The organism is Peribacillus glennii, from assembly GCF_003429105.1.
GTDB lineage: Bacteria > Bacillota > Bacilli > Bacillales > DSM-1321 > Peribacillus > Peribacillus glennii.
On the sequence record NZ_QVTD01000003.1, the window covers coordinates 498342 to 518520 of the forward strand.

At 40.0% G+C, this 20179-nt stretch carries 16 protein-coding genes and 1 pseudogene; 3 read left to right on the forward strand and 14 right to left on the reverse strand.

Annotation, left to right across the window (positions count from 1 at the left end; all coding sequences use genetic code 11):
• Positions 1–227: 227 nt before the first annotated feature.
• The 3 genes from D0466_RS22065 to D0466_RS22070 form a co-directional block, all read right to left on the reverse strand.
• Positions 228–395 carry a hypothetical protein gene (locus tag D0466_RS22065; protein WP_158555813.1) on the reverse strand — a complete coding sequence of 56 codons (168 nt, stop codon included), beginning with the start codon at positions 393–395 and terminating at the stop codon, positions 228–230.
• 199 nt (positions 396–594) lie between these two features.
• A complete protein-coding gene (locus D0466_RS03965) occupies positions 595–2274 on the reverse strand; it encodes a long-chain-fatty-acid--CoA ligase (protein ID WP_117322201.1) in 1680 nt (559 codons plus the stop codon).
• Positions 2275–2458: 184 nt separating this feature from the next.
• Entirely contained in the window at positions 2459–2617 is a 159-nt protein-coding gene (locus D0466_RS22070) for a hypothetical protein (RefSeq protein ID WP_158555814.1), read from the reverse strand.
• 672 nt (positions 2618–3289) lie between these two features.
• Between D0466_RS22070 and D0466_RS03970 the strand changes: the two genes are divergently transcribed.
• Both D0466_RS03970 and D0466_RS03975 read left to right on the forward strand, forming a co-directional pair.
• On the forward strand, positions 3290–3979 hold the full coding sequence (locus tag D0466_RS03970) for a DUF2294 domain-containing protein (RefSeq protein WP_117321255.1): 690 nt from the start codon (positions 3290–3292) through the stop codon (positions 3977–3979).
• Between the two features lie 199 nt (positions 3980–4178).
• Positions 4179–4595, forward strand: a complete 417-nt coding sequence (locus tag D0466_RS03975; protein WP_117322202.1) for an anti-sigma regulatory factor — start codon at positions 4179–4181, stop codon at positions 4593–4595.
• Positions 4596–4852: 257 nt separating this feature from the next.
• On the opposite strand, the gene D0466_RS03980 is transcribed toward D0466_RS03975, so the two are convergent.
• The 9 genes from D0466_RS03980 to D0466_RS04020 all read right to left on the reverse strand — a co-directional run bounded on the left by D0466_RS03980 (position 4853) and on the right by D0466_RS04020 (position 15946).
• Positions 4853–5416, reverse strand: coding sequence for a DnaA N-terminal domain-containing protein (locus D0466_RS03980; protein ID WP_117321256.1), 564 nt, complete (start codon positions 5414–5416; stop codon positions 4853–4855).
• Between the two features lie 52 nt (positions 5417–5468).
• Positions 5469–6737, reverse strand: coding sequence for an ATP-binding protein (locus D0466_RS03985; RefSeq protein ID WP_117321257.1), 1269 nt, complete (start codon positions 6735–6737; stop codon positions 5469–5471).
• A gap of 562 nt (positions 6738–7299) precedes the next feature.
• A complete protein-coding gene (locus tag D0466_RS03990; protein WP_117321258.1) occupies positions 7300–8304 on the reverse strand; it encodes an N-acetylmuramoyl-L-alanine amidase in 1005 nt (334 codons plus the stop codon).
• A gap of 388 nt (positions 8305–8692) precedes the next feature.
• The gene (gene allE, locus D0466_RS03995; RefSeq protein WP_117321259.1) at positions 8693–9457 is read right to left on the reverse strand and encodes a (S)-ureidoglycine aminohydrolase; all 765 of its coding nucleotides are present in this window, start codon (positions 9455–9457) and stop codon (positions 8693–8695) included.
• A 24-nt stretch (positions 9458–9481) separates the two neighbouring features.
• Positions 9482–10711 carry an allantoate deiminase gene (gene allC / locus D0466_RS04000; protein ID WP_117322203.1) on the reverse strand — a complete coding sequence of 410 codons (1230 nt, stop codon included), beginning with the start codon at positions 10709–10711 and terminating at the stop codon, positions 9482–9484.
• 162 nt (positions 10712–10873) lie between these two features.
• Entirely contained in the window at positions 10874–12226 is a 1353-nt protein-coding gene (locus D0466_RS04005) for an allantoinase (RefSeq protein WP_117321260.1), read from the reverse strand.
• A 158-nt stretch (positions 12227–12384) separates the two neighbouring features.
• Complete coding sequence (locus D0466_RS04010) at positions 12385–13782, reverse strand: NCS1 family transporter (protein ID WP_199484501.1); 1398 nt, start codon at positions 13780–13782, stop codon at positions 12385–12387.
• Between the two features lie 113 nt (positions 13783–13895).
• Complete coding sequence (allB, locus tag D0466_RS04015; RefSeq protein ID WP_117321262.1) at positions 13896–15284, reverse strand: allantoinase AllB; 1389 nt, start codon at positions 15282–15284, stop codon at positions 13896–13898.
• Between the two features lie 287 nt (positions 15285–15571).
• A complete protein-coding gene (locus tag D0466_RS04020) occupies positions 15572–15946 on the reverse strand; it encodes a cupin domain-containing protein (protein ID WP_199484502.1) in 375 nt (124 codons plus the stop codon).
• A 249-nt stretch (positions 15947–16195) separates the two neighbouring features.
• Here D0466_RS04020 and D0466_RS04025 point away from each other — a divergent pair, with 249 nt between their 5' ends.
• Entirely contained in the window at positions 16196–17857 is a 1662-nt protein-coding gene (locus tag D0466_RS04025) for a PucR family transcriptional regulator (protein WP_117321263.1), read from the forward strand.
• A 183-nt stretch (positions 17858–18040) separates the two neighbouring features.
• Here the strand turns inward: D0466_RS04025 and D0466_RS22765 are convergent.
• Positions 18041–18232 (reverse strand): annotated as a pseudogene (locus tag D0466_RS22765) (DnaB-like helicase C-terminal domain-containing protein); the annotation flags it as partial.
• Between the two features lie 119 nt (positions 18233–18351).
• Positions 18352–20064, reverse strand: coding sequence for a CocE/NonD family hydrolase (locus D0466_RS04035; protein WP_158555815.1), 1713 nt, complete (start codon positions 20062–20064; stop codon positions 18352–18354).
• Positions 20065–20179 lie beyond the last annotated feature (115 nt).

Genomic DNA, 20179 nt, shown 5'->3' on the forward strand with positions numbered 1-20179 from the left:
ACTACCTCAACTTTTCTCATAACGCTCCCCTTTTTATGTTCCCTTAAGATTTTAAATCCACTAGTATAGGGATTTATTGCAACATCCTATATATTTGCACTTAACCACTACAGTATTATTTTTCGCCAAAGAAGCTCATATAAAAACAATACATTCCCCCCAGGATAAAGCCAAAATAAAAAGCCCATAAGGCTTCTTAAGGTTAAACACAAGGCGGTATATTAGCTTTAATTAGCTCGTCCTGCATCTTCTCCCGTGTTATTGGAATTCCTATCTTCATCTGCTTCTACAGGTTCTTTTTTAACTCCAGGTTTATCTGTATCATCTGAACACCCAGCTAGGTTCCCTAATAAGATCATGAATATCATAAAAAGCAAACATTTCTTTCTCGCCATATTTTTTTACCTCCACTTAGAGTAATTTAGCTTCCCGGTATTTAATTCCCGTACTACCAATTTATGAAACGTAAGCAAACTAAAAAGCCTCCTGGATAAAGGTTTAGAGGCTTGATTATCATGTAGTACCCCAAGAAAATTAAACGTCATTCTTGGGGTTAGTTTTTGTCCGGTATGTCATTTGGGGGACAGTCCCACTTTATAATTCTGAAGGAATTTTTCCTCCTTCTTGCAGGTATAGATTTTCATACAGTTTGACGATTTCCTTTTTATTGAACTTGCCTACACTCGTTTTCGGAATTTCTTCAACAAACAGTATATCATCCGGGAATTGCCATTTTGCAAAATGGTCATAAAGCAATTCTTCAAGTTCCTCACGTGGAACCGGATTTCGGTCCTTCGTGACGACCAGCGCCAGCGGACGTTCCTGCCATTTGGCGTGCGGGATTCCGACAACCACTGCCTCGGCAACATTTTCATGACCCATCAATGTATTCTCCAGATCAATGGAGGAAATCCATTCGCCTCCACTTTTAATCACATCTTTGATTCGGTCTACGATTTTCAAATATCCATTCTCATCTATTGTACCTGCATCACCGCTCCTCCAATAGCCATCGCGGAACTGGCTTTCAGATACAGGGATATTATGATAGGCACCCGTTATCCACGGACCTCTTAAACAAATTTCTCCAATCGACTTGCCGTCACGAGGAAGTTCTTCGCCTGTATCCGGGTCACACAATTTGATATCAATTCCTGTTACAGGTAATCCTTGTTTGCGTCTTAAATCCCACTTTTCTTCCTCCGTCAGCTTATTTTGCAAGGATGGGTTCAATCGATAATTGATTGATACAAGCGGAGTTGTCTCTGTAGCACCATATGCATGAATGATTTCAGCGCCCGTAAGCTCTTTAAACCCTCTCATCATCGAGACTGGTGGTTCTGAAGCACCAGATAAAAAACGAGCCTTACTAAAATCAGGTTTTTCCTCAAGCGTCCTGATATAATGCAGCATGGGAAGGAAAATGGCTGGTGATCCTGCAGCCAGGGTTACTTTTTCCTGAAGCATGAGGTCAACCAGAACCGATGTATCTTCCGCCGTAAAGCGGCCGGGCAAGATGATTTTAGAACCCATCATTGCTGCAACGTGAACAAGTCCCCATGATTGAGCGTGGAACATTGGAACAATGACCAATAAAGTGTCATCGCAGTTCACCCCAATATATGCGCCCATTTCCACCGTGTGAAGGTATATATTTCGGTGAGAATAGAACACACCCTTTGGTTTTCCGGTTGTTCCAGAAGTATAGCAGGCATTATAGGCGGTGTTTTCATCAATCATTGGCCAATCATACTCAGCGCTTTCTTGCTTGATTTTCTCTTCAAAATGATAGATGGGCGATAACGCTGTTTTGATTTCTGAACTTGGTTTATCTGACATTATGATAAAGCCCTTCACTGTCTCTAAATGCGGGGCAATGGCTTCTGCCAGAGGCAATAAAGTTTCGTCGACAAAGATATATTTTGCCTCACTATGGTTTGTCACGTATGATAAATCCTCCGGTGAAATCCGCAAATTCATTTGCAGCATGGTTGCACCTGTCCCCGGAATCGCAAAATACAATTCGAAATGCCGGGCGGAATTCCAGTCCAATATCCCTATCTTGTCCCCCGGCTTTACGCCAAGCTGGTTTTCAAGGAAATTGGCAATCTGGCCCATGCGTGCAAAGGCCTCCCGGTAGGTATACCGATGAATCTGATTGCCGCTCCGGTACAAAATTTCCCGATTCGGAAAGTTCCGGACAGCATGCCGGATCAATGTTGTCGTATTCAATTGATAGTCGTTCATTGAGGTCGATTGAAACCCTTTCACCATTCTCACAAAAAAACCTCCTCTTGTTTATGTATTATTCTGTATTTTCCTAATTATCTGTCTTTTTATCATAACAGCGCTTACATTAAAAACATAGTTATGTTTTATAAATTTGGAAGTTCATTTTTAAAAATTTATCCTTAAATCAAGATCCCTTAAACACTCACATTAAATTATAGTTCGGTATTTATCCTCTTGTTCCAAACCCCTTTTCTTCATTTTCAAACAAAAAAACCAGAACCCGAATGGAAACTGGCATTTCATATCTGATTCGGCACCGCTGATAATCGTCCAGTAATCGTCCGAGTTCCCGTTTCATCAAGTAAATACCTTGGTCATCCACCATAAATTAAAACCATTTCTCTGCATGCTTGACATTCCTTTTCCACACAAATGATTCGGCTAGTCACTTTTCGACAAACAAAAAAGCCGAAAGAATAGAAGTCATCTTTTTCTCCCGGCTTATGTCCGGCACAAAATACGTCCGAAATCAACCTTTATTTGATTCTCCAATTCAATGCCTTCAGGGCTTGACCCAAACAAAAACTCCTTTCTGATGCTGTAAATTCCAATCATAATAAAGATGTTGGATTTCCCTATCATTAATTGCCTTAATATGTCCCCGCATTTCCAAATCGAGAGTCTTTATCATGACTTCCCTCGTGGGTTTCAATCGTAAGTTCCTGATCCTGTCCATTTAATTACGAAATAATTTCAATAGACCAACAATTTATTCTTAATTTTATTTTCCCCTGTCCTTTAATAAAAAACACTTAACTTCTTCTACCAAAAAGTGAAAATTTCAAACAGTAATTTTTTTGAGGTTCAAAGGATTTTTTCTCACTAATGGAGAATTTATTAAGATATAAAGTTACACTAACTTTTGATGTGTAACTGGAACTCCGCTTTTTCAAGCTTATTTTATGAATAAAATCGTGGCGCTCTACTATCACGGTTTATAACCAAATAGAATCAATGGAACTTAGATAGAATGCTACGTTCTTAAAGGATGGCGTCCATGCGATTAAATCAGAAGGAAAAAGAAATAGGGAGTTATATTGGAAGATTGCTTAGGGAGTATTTCGGTAAAGGGCCGGGAGCGGTTTTTGCCATGGTGGCCGATCCATATATTACGATTTATATCAAAGATTTCCTGACGCCAATGGAGCATAAATTTTTGAAACAGGACCAGAATTTCACTTATGTCCAAAAAAACAGGGATATGCTGATGGAAACACTTATACCTGAGATTACGGCCTACATAAGGATGAACATCGGCGTTGATGTAAAAGAGTTTTATTATGATTGGAACTTACACACATTATCTGGCATGTTTGTTGCCGTTTGTTCAAGTGATTATTCCAATTTACAAAACTCTTACCTAAATCAGGAGCTGGTCCATGAAGAGATCGTTAAAGTAAGTGAAGAAGCAGAAAAGGTTCCCGGAGAGGTTATTTCCTACCTGCTGAACCCACGAACATTACTGATAATACGCAAGAAAATACTTGTCAGCATTGAAAAAGAACTGATATCTTTAGGCAATCAAGAAATCCTGACGATCGCCAAGAGGAAACTGGAGAAAAGGCTTCTGGAACATCATAAAGAAAACTTCGAAATGTACTTACATGCCCGGATAGAGAATGCTTTTGTCGCATGGGATTTTGATCTGGATAAAAGCGGGATTGTGTTTATTTTACAGCCAAAATAAAAGATGGCAGCAATGAGCTAGGCAATAGAACTAGACATAAGCCAAAAAGAAGAGAGCCTATCTTCTTTTTGGCTTTTTTTATATCAAAAAGGTATGGTTGGTTTCCATTAAATTGGACTTCTCAGGGGTGAGGAGATGAAATATTACTCTAGGCAGGAAGCCGATACACTATCAAAAAAAGATGAAAAGTTGGGGTTATATGGAAAATGATTACGTCATCAAAATTCGCAAGGAATGGGATATCGTCACGGCCCGTAATGCAGGAAGAGACATATCCAGTAGGCTCGACTTTGATCCGATCAATAAGGCAAAGCTTATTACCGCCATCTCTGAATTGGCAAGAAATATACACCAGCATGCGAGACAAGGTGAAATCAGAATAGAAATCATTCGGGAAAGGATGAAAAATGGAGTTAAAGTAATAGCCATCGATGAGGGGCCGGGAATAGAGAATATTAATAAAGCCTTAGAAGTTGGCTACTCCACTAGAGGAGGGCTGGGATTCGGAATACCCGGGGTAAAAAAGCTAATGGACGAGTTTTCGATCGATTCGAAAGTTGGAATCGGAACTATAGTGACTTTCATTAAATGGCAAATAACCAGGAATATATATTGACACAAAAATTAGGAAGTGTAATAAAGGCTTGGAGTGGCGGGCATGATAGATTCCGATCCGGGACATGACCTGCTTTTAGAATGATCGGGCATGGTAGCCAGAAATCATGTCCGGGAGTCTTCACATCATGCTATTAATAAACTTAAGGGAGGGAAGCTATTTCCCTTTCAGCGGCAATAGCTCCGGGTGTTTTTATACCTCCCCTTTTTGGGGACAGGATCAATGCATCTTTTATAATTAAAACTACTAATACGGATTTAATGACGGACCCCCGCAGTCTCACTTACGATAAATTTTATTTCATATTCCTGGCCTGTAAGCTCTTGTATAACGTCACCTATTAATTTTCCATATCTTTCTTTCAGCCATTCGAGTTGAAAGCTATTCCCACAGTGAACGATTATGATCTCGTCTCTTACTTCCCCATCAGTATCCTTAAACCATGTTTCAAAAGATGGAGTGGATATCCTTCTGGAAATATTGGATAAGACCTGTCCCCAAAGATCGAAAAGCATTTCTTCATTATCTTCGTTACCAACAGAATGATTTTTGTTGGAGAGCTCTTCCTTAAAACTTGTAGTTTCAATAAGTTGCGGTTCCAAGGATTCTTCTTCTCTGTATCCTTTTCTATCTTTTTGCAGAACCTTCACAAGCAAATCTCGAGGAAGGTATTTCATTTGAAGTTCAATGAAATCCGCTGGAGAAAGGACCGAATACTTAAATAAAATCGCCGCGTCTGCCAAATTTCCTGATACCAATGCCACTTTAATGCGTTCTTTATCGATACTACTGTATATTACTTTATCAAAAGATTTGTTCATTCCTCACACTTCCATCTCTTGTAGTTATAAAAATCAACGTAATCGAACGATATTAAATCCAATGCCATTTACTGTTACACAATGGAAATGTCAATTGAAATACTGTTCCCGTGGTTTTGTCACTAACTACCTTCCACTTCCCTCCCATTTCCCTGATGATCTGAAGAGTCACCATCAAGCCCAAACCCGTTCCCTTTTCCTTAGTGGAGTAAAAAGGCAGACCCAGTTTTTCAATTTGTTCCAGGACCATTCCTTCCCCATCATTTGAGATAAAGATATTTACCTTGTCCCGGTTAGGATAGATAGAAATGTTCACTTTTTCATCTGCTGCTTCTATAGCATTTTTAATAAGATTCACAAACATTTGCTGAACCCTGCCTGTATTTCCCGAAATTACGGCTTGGCCACGTATATCTATAGAAACATCCACATTATGGTATGTAGCATAGGAAGAAAGCGAATTGACTGATTTACTTGCCTCCTGCCCCATATCCAGAATACCATCTTTTTCAATAATCTGATTTTTACCCAATGACAGGTAATCAGAGATAATCTTATTGGCCCGGTCCAATTCTTCCAGACTTATAGTTAGATAATCCTTTTCGGCTGAAGATAAATTATGGGAACCTGTCAGCAGTTGAATAAATCCTCTTACACTCGTCATGGGATTCCTGATTTCATGGGCTACACTTGCCGCCAACTGTCCAACGACATGCATTTTTTCATTTCTTTGGACTTCCTTCATTAGTAACATCTTTTCCCGGTGTGACTCCATCAAATAGATGGCGAACCAGGCCATAAGTCCATTTTCAATGACAAAAATCATGTAATTCCCAGCGGTTACCAAGGTTAGTGGTTCAGCAACAAGAAAGATAGCAATTACCGGTAGCATAGCAGAAGAAAAAACAAGAAAGAGCACCGAAAAATAGATTTTCTTTTTTAGAGTCCAAGAATGGAATTTCTTATGAAAACAATAAATACATACGATGGAAATAATCATTGAAATGAAGGCTGGTATCATGCCTACCCCTCCTACAAGGAAACGGATGACGTAGAAAACTATAGAGACAATAACTCCTACACTAGTTCCCCCATAGATAAAAGATAAATACCAGGGAACCATTCGCAGATCAAGCAGTATTCCCCGATCACTTATTATTGGAACTGAGATTGATAAAGCCAATGTAAAGGCACATACGGCACACCATATCAGGCTTTCCCGTTTTTTATCCCTTCGATCATTTGATGTTGCAAGGTACAGGATAATAGGGATTAGTACTATTAACATCTGGAGAAGCAGCCGTTCATACTGAAAGTCCATTTCGTTTACTCCTGGTTTTACTAATCGTAGTTTGTCCTTGTATGTAAGCTAATTATAAATGTTTTTTTCAAACGGAAGAAGGAAAAATTATATAAAACTGATAGATATTTGATTGACGTATTAATGATGCAGTACGATTCTATCATGCTAACACTATTTCTTTCGAGACTCAAAAAATCCTGAATGATCCGATTTCTGTTACCTGAAATTATACATTTACTCCCTTTTTCTTTTATAGGTTTCTTGCTTATCCCTTAACCATAGATTAATATTCATCATTCACTCTTCTGGTGATGCCTGTTATTTTTGTATTCTCTCGAGGTTTTTCATAAAATAATTGAATGTTTGCTTGGTACCGGAATCAAGGGGTAAATTATAGATTGATCATTACACGCTTGGTAAGTGGCAAATATTTGAACTTTGAATGCTGACTTTTAAAGGATATTTCCCTTCTTTATTTAACAAAAAGATTTCATTTTACGCCAGATGGAAATGAGACCCTATAGACTGTACTCATGCCATTCCTATAACAAAAGCCCCTTCGGAAAAGGAGCTTTTTGGCTTATTTATAGACAGAAAAATATTTATTCACACCATTAAATATTCCCCTGGATACGTTTCTTTGATAAGTAATGGCAGCAATCTTTTTTTCCTCAGTCGGGTTAGATATAAATCCAAGTTCAAGCAAGACAGAAGGACGGCTATTTTCACGAAGCACATAGAAATTTCCGTACCTGACACCCATATCCTTCATTCCGGTTTCTTTGACCATTCCTTCTTGAATATACTTGGCCAACGCATAATCCTTAGAAGAGTCATAATAAAAAGACATAACCCCACTAGCAGTAGAGCCTGCTGCATTATAGTGGATGCTTAAGAACGCATCCGCATTGTACTGTTCGCTTACAGCTACACGCTGCTGCAGAGTTAAATAGCGATCATCTTCCCGTGTCATAATGACTTTTGCTCCAGCCTGCCGGAAAAGAATCGCCAGTTCCTTTACGGTCCTGAGGTTCAGCTCTTTTTCCAAAGTGGTGGAACCACTGGCACCCCCATCTACGCCGCCATGCCCGGCATCAAGGACAATGACCTTTCCTTTAACCCGCACTTTTGTTATATAAGTAGAGGATACCCACCCTCTTATATTTTTGGTTGGCACATATACCTTCAACCAGCTAGTCCCTTGCTGTTCAACATTAACAAATGTACCTTTGGACAGTTTTGCAAGGACCGTACTTGCGGTGCTCGGAGATTTTCTTAGATTAAGAGATGATGCGTTAACATAACCCTTCCATGTAATATGAGATAAATATTTTGACGCTACCCAGCCGGTGCGGGTTCCATAGGTTACTTTAGACCAGCCATCCTGCTGTTGTGTGACGTTTACAGTTTGGCCCTTCTTTAATTGATAGATCACCTTATAACTCGTTCCCTGACCAGATCGCATATTTAATACGTCAACATTTACCTTCTTTTGAATAGTAGCCGCTTCAGAAGAACTTGGCATAATTGAAAGTGCAAGCATTAGAATCACAGTAACCAGCACAAGTTGATGCGTTTTTTTCACTTTCCAGACTCCCCCTTTTTCTATATGGCTAATGTTGTCGAAAGCAACACATGTTTCTTATCATAAATCACCAATTAAGGAAAAGGTAGGGGACTAAGCACCAATAAAAAAAAGCAAATAATTGGATAAAACTAATACCTTTGGTTGAAAAATTTGTTGCTGACACAACCCATTAACGCTCCTTTTGAATTCTTATATCCATAGTAATACCACTATCGGCCTGCAGTGTTTAGATATCTTAAAAATAGAAATAGAGACTGCCTATAAATGGCATTTATTTATTTTTATGGAATTCGTTGTTGGAGTTTTTACACCCACCTGAAAGTAAAGCGGCTTCCATACGCACAAAAAAAGAACCAGAGCTCTCACGCTCTGATCCCTTTTTGCATTACAGTTCCGGATCTCGATTGCAATCTTTAGAGTAAACATAGGCTAGAGGCTCTCTCCCTACGGCATAAGCAGCTTGATGCACGTATGGTCCCATAAAAATATAGTCTCCTTTTTTCACTGGAATCCATTCATTATCAAGATTGTACATTCCTTCTCCCGATAACAGATACGCACCATGCTCCTGGACGTGCGTTTCGATAAATGGATGGCTTGCCGCAGGATCGAATGATAAAATATGGAAATTCATATCGAAGTCTAAATCCGTTGGCAAGAGATCCTTAATATGCACATTATGCATATCATCATAGTCCCTAAATTCTATGTTGTTCGCGTGACCGGAAATTGCCCATGGCTTTCGTCCTTCCAGGGGCCTGTATTTCTGCTTATATAGAAATAGTCTTGAATCCTCTTCAACAAAATTTTCTAAATACATTTTTGTCCCCGGCGGGCAATATAGATAGCCGCTCTCTTCTAGAATGTATTCTTTCCCTGCTGCTGTGGCTTTCACTTTTCCGCCAAGAACATACACAAAGCTCTCGACATTCTCTTGACCGCAAAAGCCTTCGCTATTTTTCCCGCCTTTGTGCATTGTTACGACATAATCCACAAAGCTCGCTCCAAGTTTTGGAGAACCTAAAACGGAAATAGTGCAATTTTCAAATCCCGGGATGACATTGTTCACTAAACCTTCGGGCGCAATAAGAGCATATAACCCGTGTTTTATGATCGACCTGCTTGAAAGTAAATCCTTTGGGTAACCCATGTTAACCATCTCCAATTCTATTATTTATTCTTTATAGGCTAGTTCATAAAGGGTGCTAATCAGCGCCTTCACACCTTCTGCTAAATCGTCCGGCTCTGTATACTCTGCCGGATTATGGCTTATTCCCTTATGGCTTGGAACAAAAAGCATAGCTGTCGGGACAACGGGGGCGAAAATCTGTGCATCATGTCCAGCACCACTATGCATCGTTTTATAATTTAAATCATTCTCTCTACATACTTGTTCAATGACCTTCACGATATTCGGGTCCATTGGTACCGGATCTACATCCATCCACATCTCGATCTCCGCTTCCACATCATGCTCTCTTGCAAGCGTTGAAATGGCATCCTTCATTTGATTCGTGAAATGCAAAAGTTCATTTTTATTGATATGCCGGACATCGATAGTAAAGCTTGTTTTCCCAGGTACGACGTTCACTATGTTAGGTTCTGCCACTATATGTCCTACCGTTGCCACCAATGGATCACCGATCTGTTTTGCCATTGTCATGATTTCACAGATCATTCTGCTTGCCGCATGGACTGTATCCCTTCTTAGGGCCATCGGTGTTGTGCCAGCGTGGTTTGACTCCCCTTTCAAGCTTACGGTAAAGCGTCTTTGACCCACAATACTTTGCACAACACCAACAGATTTCTTTTCCTTTTCCAGGACAATGCCTTGTTCAACATGAATTTCGACAAAGGCTTTTATATCCGTCCGTATGCCTTTTGATTTGTTCCTGAAAGAAAAGCCTGATTCTTTCATAGCCTCCAAAAAGGGAACACCGTCAAAATCTATAATTCCCTCTACATCTTTTTGGCTTGCCATTCCCAGGATGTTTTTAGAACCCCAAAATGTATAAGGAAATCGGCTTCCCTCTTCTTCGGCTATGGAAACTACTTCAAGATTGCGAAGCGGCTGGCCATACTTCTCCTTTAAATACTTGATGGCCACAATCCCAGCAACAATTCCATATTGGCCATCGTATAAACCTCCGTTTTTTACGGTATCAATATGGGATCCGGTTAAAATCGTTTCATCCGGTTTCATTCCTGCCAATGTTCCAAATAAATTTCCCGCTTCATCGAAACGCGCTTCCAGCCCCTCTTTTTCTAACCAATCTTTAACAGCGGTTTGGGCTTGTAGCCAGGATTTTGAATATAGTAAACGTGTGATTCCTCCACCTGGGTCTTTTCCATACTCGCCTAAACTATGTATCTTACTGACTACTGCTTCTTTCAAACCTTCCATTTCTACAATTCCCTTCATCATTGTTAGAAGATTTTTCATATTTTAGTTAATTTACTATAATGTATCCCTTTTCGGTACATGATTCATTATCACCAATAAACAAAATTACCCACTCTTTTTATGCAAAATCAATAAATTCCAGGCATAATTGTTTCGCAGACCCTACACAGTTTTTTCTATTTCTTTTATTATTTCTCCATTCTGAAACACGACTTGCCCGTTAACAAGCGTTGTGATTACCTTTCCATTAAAGGTTTTTCCCACATAAGGGGACTGCTGGTGACGATAATAGAGGTCCTCTTTTTTTAATTCAAAGCTTTTGTTAAGATCAACTATAGCAAGGTCAGCGTCGCTTCCTGCTTTAATGGTCCCCTTATTAGGAAACAGCCCAAAAAGCTTGGCTGGCTTCGCTCCCGTTAATTCAGCAATCTTTTGCAATGGCAAGCCGCGTTTAAAATGCCCTTCTGTCAATAAGATATTTAAGGTTGATTGGGCACCGGAAATACCTCCCCAGGCTTTAAAATAATCGCCGTTCTTGATTTCCTTCATAGAAGGCGGAGCCGGGGAATGGTCTGAAGCAATGACATCGATTTCGCCGTTCGCAACCGCTTTCCAAAGATCATCCACTTCACTTTCATCCCGGAGTGGAGGGCAGCATTTTGCCAATCCGCCTTTCTCTTCAAGGTCTTTAACCGTCAAAGAAAGATAGTGGGGACATGTTTCAACGGTAACATCTACTCCTCTATGTTTTGCCTCATTTATAACTTCAACCACTTTTCTGCTGCTGGCATGAACGATATGCAGTTTACAGCCTGTTGCTTCTGCATAGGAAATAATTCTTCTCACCGCTTCTATTTCCGAAATAATTGGACGTGATGCTGTAAAATCCCTTGCCGATGTATGGCCTTCAGCTATTTTTTCCTGGGCAAGCTGTTCGCATATAACCGTACTTTCTGCATGGACCGCTAATAAGGAACCTAATCTTGCAATCTCCTTCATTCCTTTATAAATGGTGACATCATCCACATGATTGAAATCTGTGATACCGCTTGGGGACATAAATGCCTTAAACCCAAGTACCCCATCCTCGAATAGATCCTTTAGATCATTTATGTTTTCTGGAACAAGCCCTCCCCAGAATCGGGCATTCACCATTGACTTTCTTTCTGAGGCGGCCTTTTTCAGAACTAAATTCTCCCGATTTATGGTGGGCGGAGTACTGTTTAACGGCATATCAATAAAGGTAGTTATTCCTCCAGCAGCTAAGCTCTTGCTTCCAGTCTCGAGCCCTTCCCATTCGGTTCTTCCCGGTTCATTAAAATGAACATGAGAATCGATTAAACCAGGAAATACATGGAGGCCCTTGGCATTGATCTCCCCTTCAGCTTCAGTCTCAATCGACTGACCCACAACTATTACTGCAATTTTTCCAGCCTTAATGCCAATATCGCCTTGGACAATGGTTTCTTCCGTTACAATATGACCATTTCTAATAATTACATCATATGTTGACATTGCTCTCTCCCCCCAACGTTGGTAATCGTTAAAAAGGCTGTTCCACAATAAGTGCGAGAGGGCTGGATAACTTTACACGGAATAAGGCATGTATTTTCCAAACCCTGTTACTTAATGGGACAGCCTGATTTTTTTTCTTGCATTTATTCACATAATAATCATAATTTTTCGAAAATTGTACCCACTTTGAATTTCGAATTTTTGAATGCATACTTCATAAGAAGGTAATATGAAAGTCCTCCTAACAACAAACCGATAATCCATGCCAGCTCCACGACTACAAAGGCTGCCCCTGCGCCGATCAGCATTGCCAGTACAGCGGCTGGATTAACACCCGAAAATGGACCATCTTTCTCATACAGATATGGAACATTTACTTTTTGCTTTCTTAAAATGTAGTATTCGACTAACAAGATTGCAACAATCGGTCCTAAAAAGGCGGAATAGATTAGAATGAAAATTCCCAGACCCTCCGCGGAGGAATCCTGAACGAGTACCCAAGGGAAAGTACATAGAGCGAGCAAGCCGGTGATCATAACAGCAGGCTTATATTTTAGTTTAGTCAGCAACGTGATGACATAGGCTGGTGCAATGATATTAGCCACCATGTTTACCCCGATGACACCAAGAACAATGAATGCAGATACAAAAATAGTAACATATGAGTTATCTACGACTATGGCAAATGCTTTTACAGGATTGGAATTGCCTGTTACAGAAGCCAGCATGGCGCCAATGGTTAATGTCAGGCCATAGGCAATCAAAATAGGGAAGAAGTATAACAACCCTCGTTTTTTATCATTGATTCCGGACTTTAATTCCCTTGAATAGTCCGCGGCGCTTAGAAAAATTGCTGCATAATTCCCCATAAACATCATGATGAATGCAAAGAATGGTAATCCCCACGTCCCTTTTGCTTGAACCCAGTTTTCTGTAATGGCTTCACTATGATTGGCCAGAAGAATATACAATACATAAATGAGGGCTAAACCAATCACAACGGACACAAGGGTTTCTACCCATTTTATGGCATGGAACCCGTACATCGACAGCCACGTTTGAAATAATTGCAGGACGATAAAGCAGATAAATATATTATCAAAGCTTCCCCCTGAAACAATCTTGGCGATTTCGTTAAGGGCAGTTCCGCCGATCCAACTCTGGAAACCGTACCAAACGAGGGCCGGAATACCGCGCAAAAGCGATGATATGACAGCACCCTTCTCCCCAAATGACATTCTGAGCTGTACAACATAAGGAATACCGGTCCTGTAACCGGCCCTGTCATTTAAAGCAAAAACAATGGATATGATGCCAATGGCAATGATGGCAGCTGCAAATGTTTGAAAAAGGTTCAATGTGGCAGCTCCAGCTACAATCAAGCTTGCTCCGAGCGTCATATTCCCTAAGTTTACCCCGTCGCCAATCCACATAAAAACATAGTCTAGCTTTCCCACCGTTCTACCCTTTTCGGTAATCGGTTTTAGAGAATGATCTACACCTGCATCTGGCTGGACCGGACTCTCCACTGCAACTGGTTCCAAATTTGCCGACATGCCCTTCATCTCCTTTTCTTGTTTTGAAATGTATAACAAAAGAGCCTAAAGGTTGTCTGTATATATGAAATGGGTGCATTAGCTGCTTTCAAAGGCTCTTTTTTTAACAAAAATCAAGGTGCTACCGCTGCCTCATTTTTATGATAGGTAACGAGCTGACCTATAGGCTCTCCAATAATTCCTTCCTTTACATCGAATACAAGATTGCCACGGACAAAAGTTTTAGTTACCCGGCAGTTTATTTTCCTGCCAATATAAGGGCTGTGTTGATGGCGATAATAAAGGCCTTCTTTTTCAACAACATAGGATTGGTTCGGATCCACAAAGATCATGTCGGCATCCTTGCCAATGGCGATTTCTCCTTTATGTTCGAAATTAAAGCGCCGCGCAGGATTTTTGGCGATCATTCTGACAAAATCGGTGACAGGAATATTCCGTTTCAAAACCGCTTCGTCAAACATAAGGTCAACATTGTTTTGACAACCCGTGATGCCGCCCCACACTTCAAAAATATTATTTGTTTCGCTAAATTTCATGTCAGGCGGACACGGAGAATGGTCGGAAGTGATCATATCAATTTTTCCTTCCTTAACGGTTTGCCAGAGCTTCAGCTGTTCAGCATCATCCCGTAATGGAGGTGCGCATTTGGCCACTGGCCCCAATTCCTCAAACTGGGTGAGTGATATCGTCAAAAAATGGGGACAGGTTTCAACCGTGACATCCTGGCCTTCGTTTCTTGCCCGTGTGATTTCCTCCACCGCTTCCGCAGTGCTGATATGGACAAAATGAAGTCTGCAGTCTGTTTCCTTTGCTAAAAATAAGGCTCTCTTTACTGAATCCACTTCCGTAAATGGCGGCCGTGAAACTGTATAATCTGTTGGGCTTGTTTTTCCTTGTCTTTCAAACTCCTGTCCCATCCGGTCTGTTATCTCTGCATTTTCTGCATGGATGGATAATATATGACCAAGCTCTGCTAATTTCTTCATCCCCATATATAATGTATAATCATCCACATTGACGAAATCACCCGGAATATCGGACCCGCACGTAGACATGAAACACTTGAAAGCAACCACACCTTCATCTGAAAGTTCTTCCAATTTCTCAAGATTCTCGGGAACCAAACCACCGTATAGCGCATAATCCACATAGTTCTTTCGCTTTGCGGCAGCCTTTTTCAAATCCAGTGAATTTTTATCAATGGTAGCTGGAAGTGCATTTAAAGGCATATCGACATAACTTGTTGTCCCCCCTGCAGCCAGTGCCTTTGTACCAGTGATAAAGCCTTCCCATTCCGTCCTGCCCGGCTCACATATGTGAACGTGAGTGTCAATCATGCCCGGCATGACATATTGTCCTTCTGCATTTACAAACTGAAGAGCTTCTGCTTCAAGCTTTTCCGCAATGGCGGAAATCCTTCCATCCTTAACCGCTACATCGACTTTTCTTACCCCATCATCAAAAACAACATTACCGTTTCTAATAATTAAATCGTATTTCATAATTCACCCCCATAGGTTTTATATTTGTATTCAGTTATCGATGGACAAACAATCTGTGTTAAATCACTTACTTTCTGTACTATAACAATATTGTGCAACGTTTTAATATAAAAGTCAGTAGCCAAAGTAAACAATATTCACTGCATTCATTTGTGGAAAATAACCTATATCCATTTACCGTTCGTCCCACACCTGGCTTATGGCCAATTCTTAATGATATTTGAAATAAAAAAAAGCAATCATAATTCACATAATTTGAATCAGATTGCTTTTTACAAGCTCCATATTTATTTATCTTCCTCAGGAAAAAATAAATCCATTGGCTGCGGACCGGCTACCCCAACAAAAATAAAGCGCTCATTGCCAGTATTTTTCATCCCATGTTGTTGTCCAGGGTAAGAAATAATCAAATGACCTTTCGTTATTTCCACTTCTTCGCCATTTCCAGGATAGAACGTTCCTGTTCCTTGAATGCAGATCCAAAGGTCATCAGAAGTCGTATGCCAATGCTTATAGACTTCCTGGCCTGGTTCTAAACACCATACAGCACCAGCTGTTTTGTCCGTTTCATAAAAAATCGTTTTTTTTCCTTGATTGGGGTCAAACTGTGCAACTTCATCCAGCTTAAAGAATCTCTTTTTCACATTTGTTTCATTTACCATATACAATTCCCCTTTGTACATTCGCATTCCACGCTGTTTAAAAACTATCCAAATTAATAATTCGATTTAACGGTGTGTTAGTACCCTGTCATTCTATAAATATATAGGAAATATTATACAAAATCATTGGACAAAACAAACAAAAGTAAATAGGATATTTATTTAAAGTAAACATATGTACTTCATTTTCCTATATAATATTTATAAAAAATTAAAAAAATTTGTTATTTTCCCCGGGAGGATACATGTATGAAAAAAGTCGAGGATCTGTTTATCCTGGATGTCTTTCATGATGCGAAAATCATTGCTGGACATTCCGGTTTAAATAGATATGTAGAATCCATTGAAATTTCCGAGACTCCTGATGTACGTGATTACATGTCCGCCAATTCTTTATTGCTGACTACTGGTTATGCCTTTAAAGACAACCCTAAGGAATTATGCCAGCTCATATCTAATATCCATGATCTGCCATGTGCGGGAATTGGAATTAAACTAAGAAGGTTCATTGATGAAGTACCACAAGAGGTAGTGGATCTGGCGAACAGCTTAAACTTCCCCATCATCCAAATTCCGGTCTCGCTAACATTAGGAAAAGTCGGGCACCAATTATTGGGGTTTTTATGGGATAACAAAACGGAAGAGCTTTATTATGCCCTTCATGTCCATAAAAGGTTTACTAATATGATGATGAAAGGTTATACAATAAAAGCTTTAATTGTAAACATTGGACTATTATTAAAATCTCCTGTTCTTTTAATAAATCCCTTGGGGGAGGTTACTGCCTCTTCTGACCATTTCAAAAGGGAAAATATGAAACTGCTGCAAGAACATGTATTGGCCGCATTCAAACAAAACATGGATTATTATCGAAGTCACAACAGGATTTCGATTATTCACCCTGTCGAAGGCCAGCCTCCTATTAAACTGCGTGTGTTTCCAGTAAAAACCATGCGGCTATTTCCCTATTTATTAATCGTTTTTAACCCGGATGAGCTGCGCTATCCATCTTCCCAGCTGGCAATCGAGCAAGCTTCTACGGTGATTTCTGCCACCTTATTAAAACATGAAGCCATCCAGCAAAATAACAGAATGTTAAAGAATAATTTTTTTGGTTCACTGGTGGATGGAAAAATTACTTCCAAACAGGAAATCATTCATCGCGGTAACCAATTCAATCTTTTAGATAACAACAGATACCTATCGATATTGTGTAAAATCGATGATCATACACAAAATTTCCTTCAGCAAAGTGATGAAGTACTTAACCAGATCTATGACCTTATATCTGATTATCTAAAAAAGACTGTAACGAAATTAGGAATCCAAAATATTTTTTTTATGAAAGATACCCATTTTGTCATATTGCTTCAATTCAGCTCATCATTTGATGATACGTTAAAGGATTCCATTCGGACAAGCCTGGAAGAATTCCAGCAAGAAGCCTTCGACCGATTAAAAATTTCGCTTTCTTTCGGGATTGGCAACTATGTGAATGAAGTAACCTCCATACCTGTCAGTTATACAGAAGCATTGGAAGCATGGGAAAATGGATTCAATCTTTATCAAAGAAAATTTGTTAACCTTTACGAAACAAAAAAAATACAAGAGTTGATTCGCCTGATTCCAACAGTTCAGTTACAAAAATTTTATGAGAACACACTGCGGTCCTTAGCCTATCCAAAAACTAAGGATGAAGAAGACCTGATCAAAACGATGGTTGTTTTTTTAGATAACCACTGTGAGATCGCCATCACCTCGAAAAAATTATATGTCCATCGAAACACCGTAAAATATCGGATTGCAAAATGTGAAGAAATTCTAAATTATTCTGTAAATGATCCAAAAAATTCTCTCCACTTAAGAATGGCACTATTAATGAGGAGTATGTTTCAAACTATAGGGGGGTAAGATACAACTCGGCGGATCATATGATTCTATAAATCAATAGAATGTCTAGATGTTCAGGAGTCTTTCCGAAACTTGTTTTTCTGAGAGACTTCTTTTGAAATCATATATTTCATCATAGCGGGAGTTACTTGCCGGAAAATGACGAAACCGTAAATGTAAACCTTGACTACTCTTCAAACTCCCATACTCCTTATGAAAAGCAAGCTTCACCGTCCCTATCGGCCCATTCCGCTGTTTTGCCAGGATCACCTCCACAAGATTATCTTCTTCACAATCCCTGTTGTAATAATCATCGCGAAAAAGAAACGCGATCAGGTCGGCATACTGTTCGATTTGGCCGCTTTCACGCAAATCATACAGCATGGGCCTTTTATTCGTATATTTAAAAAGAGGACAAAAAAACAACTGCCCTCCAGACGGTTAGACAGTTGCCTTTTATTCCTATTTACGAAAAGGGCATTTTACTCGCCTGATTCCCGTTCTTTCTAAAACACTTACCTTGGAATGATCGGCAGGATCAAATGGGTTGGATGCTGTTCATCATGATAGATTTTTTGAGTGGCCAGCTTGCTGTCCGCGTATGTTCCGTGTTTATCAATCCTGAATGAATTGAGGTTTACATCAAATGCAGGGAAGTTGCTGCTTGATACTTCGATGCGGATTTTATGGCCTTTTTTGAATAGGTTGCTAGTGTTGCCGACATGGAAGCGATATTCATAAATTTCTCCCGGGGTAATCGGTGTAGGGTTTTCATTTGAATCCCTATAGCTTGCCCTTTGAATTCCTTCCAACAGATTAATAGCCATTCCATCTGGATGGACATCAACCAGTTTGACGGTAAAATCGGTATCGTTTGCAGAGGAAGAGGCATAAATGACTGCTTCGACTGGTCCGGTCACCTCTAAATCTTCGGTAAGTACATCAGATGTATATACCATTACATCGTTACGACCCTCTATTATGCGCTGATCCTTAGGACCCATCGGGGTTAAAGCAGCATTACAGCAACTATGTCCACCCACACTTGGTACAGGGTCAAGAGGGTTATAGACATAGATGTCCGGAATCTCCTCGGTTGGTGTTTTGCGATCCAGGGATCCATCTCCATTTAGAGAGTTCGCTCTTCCTTTACTGTGGATATAATATGGAGTGTATTGTGTTCTCGCTAACGGCCATTCCTGCTCCTGCCTCCACTTGTTTTCACCCATGACAAAGATGGATACCGGCGGTTCATCCATAATCCCGTTATCTTCGCCCTTTAACCAGTGATCATACCAGCGAACCTGAATTTCATCCACAACATTATTGGCTTCTTCCCCAAAATAGATATCGCCGACAAAGTTGGTCCATGGCATATGATACCAAGGTCCAATGACCAGTTTTTGATTTTTGTTCAATTTTGAAATTCCGGTGTAATTCCGTATCGTTCCTTCTATAAAGATATCGTACCATCCCCCAATATGAAGGGAAGGAATATTCAACTGTTTGTATTTACCGCCCAGGTGCCATTTCTTCCAATAGTCGTCGAATGTCGGGTGGGAGAGCCATTCATAATAAAAAGAAGTAATATCACGGTCGATTAAAGGGTGGTCGGTAAGCGGCAGATGATCGTATTCTTCATTGATGGTCGTATTAATTTTCATCAATTTTCTCGCTGCTTCCGGCTTTCCTTTTCTCATCGCTTGGTCCAATGACAAGAAGGCTGACCAGGATTGCAGGAATGCTAAATGGGTGGCGCCGTTTTTATAGGACCAATCCTCATAATAACCATCATTGGTAAAAGCCGGCGCAATGGCCGTCAAGCCCTCAGGATTTTCGACAGCAGGGTGCAATTGGGTCGCCCCTACATAGGAAAATCCATACATGCCCACTTTCCCGTTTGACCTTGGCAGTTTCCTGACAAATTCAATCGTATCGATGCCATCTTGCCGCTCATAATGGAAAGGATTAAATTCCCCGTCCGAGGCAAATTTCCCGCGTGAATCCTGGGTCACTACTATGTATCCCTGTCTTGCATACCATTCTGGATGCAGATAACTCATAAACTCGGAATGTTGTTTATCATAAGGAGAACGCATCAATAAAACAGGGAATGTCCCTTCACCTTTTGGATAATAAATATCAGCAAGTAAAGTAACTCCATCCCGCATCACGATTGGTATATTGGCCTCAAGCTCCACCTCATAAATTTCGTTTACTTTGATCATATACATTCCTCCCCTATGTAATTTTAAATCAATCTTACCGTTTCTAACTATGACTGGCTTTCTTTTGTAGAGTTATAGAAAAAGTGAGGATTATACAAAATATTTTTGGATATTA

Bases quoted from the DNA above. Each gene is read 5' to 3' on its own strand.
- allE (WP_117321259.1), bottom strand. From the start codon at position 9,457: ATGGGTTACCCAAAGGATTTACTTTCAAGCAGGTCGATCATAAAACAC.
- D0466_RS04005 (WP_117321260.1), bottom strand. From the start codon at position 12,226: ATGTCAACATATGATGTAATTATTAGAAATGGTCATATTGTAACGGAA.
- allC (WP_117322203.1), bottom strand. From the start codon at position 10,711: ATGGAAGGTTTGAAAGAAGCAGTAGTCAGTAAGATACATAGTTTAGGC.
- D0466_RS04025 (WP_117321263.1), top strand. From the start codon at position 16,196: ATGAAAAAAGTCGAGGATCTGTTTATCCTGGATGTCTTTCATGATGCG.
- D0466_RS22065 (WP_158555813.1), bottom strand. From the start codon at position 395: ATGGCGAGAAAGAAATGTTTGCTTTTTATGATATTCATGATCTTATTA.
- allB (WP_117321262.1), bottom strand. From the start codon at position 15,284: ATGAAATACGATTTAATTATTAGAAACGGTAATGTTGTTTTTGATGAT.
- D0466_RS03965 (WP_117322201.1), bottom strand. From the start codon at position 2,274: ATGGTGAAAGGGTTTCAATCGACCTCAATGAACGACTATCAATTGAAT.
- D0466_RS03970 (WP_117321255.1), top strand. From the start codon at position 3,290: ATGCGATTAAATCAGAAGGAAAAAGAAATAGGGAGTTATATTGGAAGA.
- D0466_RS22070 (WP_158555814.1), bottom strand. From the start codon at position 2,617: ATGGTGGATGACCAAGGTATTTACTTGATGAAACGGGAACTCGGACGA.
- D0466_RS03980 (WP_117321256.1), bottom strand. From the start codon at position 5,416: ATGAACAAATCTTTTGATAAAGTAATATACAGTAGTATCGATAAAGAA.
- D0466_RS03975 (WP_117322202.1), top strand. From the start codon at position 4,179: ATGGAAAATGATTACGTCATCAAAATTCGCAAGGAATGGGATATCGTC.
- D0466_RS03985 (WP_117321257.1), bottom strand. From the start codon at position 6,737: ATGGACTTTCAGTATGAACGGCTGCTTCTCCAGATGTTAATAGTACTA.
- D0466_RS04020 (WP_199484502.1), bottom strand. From the start codon at position 15,946: ATGGTAAATGAAACAAATGTGAAAAAGAGATTCTTTAAGCTGGATGAA.
- D0466_RS04035 (WP_158555815.1), bottom strand. From the start codon at position 20,064: ATGATCAAAGTAAACGAAATTTATGAGGTGGAGCTTGAGGCCAATATA.
- D0466_RS04010 (WP_199484501.1), bottom strand. From the start codon at position 13,782: ATGTCGGCAAATTTGGAACCAGTTGCAGTGGAGAGTCCGGTCCAGCCA.